The sequence below is a fragment of the Paraburkholderia sp. SIMBA_053 genome (assembly GCF_046534895.1).
Lineage (GTDB): Bacteria > Pseudomonadota > Gammaproteobacteria > Burkholderiales > Burkholderiaceae > Paraburkholderia > Paraburkholderia caledonica.
In genome coordinates this window covers 1-262 of sequence record NZ_JAWRXU010000938.1, presented here as the reverse complement: position 1 = coordinate 262, position 262 = coordinate 1, and the positions used below count along the sequence as shown (strand labels likewise).

The following is a 262-nucleotide window of genomic DNA, read 5'->3' as shown; positions in this document are numbered from 1 at the left end:
AACGATTGCAGCGACGCATCCGCCGAAGCGCTCGTGGCGATGCCGAATTGCTGCTCGCTGCGCTTGCGCGCGTCTTCGTTGGGGTCGATTGCGCGGATATCCGACGGCGCAACGCCACGCTTGATCAGACCGCCGATGAGTGCAGCGGCCATGTTGCCGCCGCCGATGAAGGCAATTTTCATGATGTTCGGAAGTTCAGTGAGAGTAATCGCGGGCGCCGAAGATGGCGGTGCCAATACGCACGATGGTCGCGCCTTCGAGC

Annotated in this window: 1 protein-coding gene; it reads right to left on the bottom strand. The window is 61.8% G+C overall.

From position 1 onward, the window contains the following. Positions 1–182: NAD(P)-binding domain-containing protein (locus SB753_RS38370; RefSeq protein ID WP_410805331.1), on the bottom strand; the 182-nt coding region annotated here is incomplete at its 3' end. Positions 183–262 lie beyond the last annotated feature (80 nt).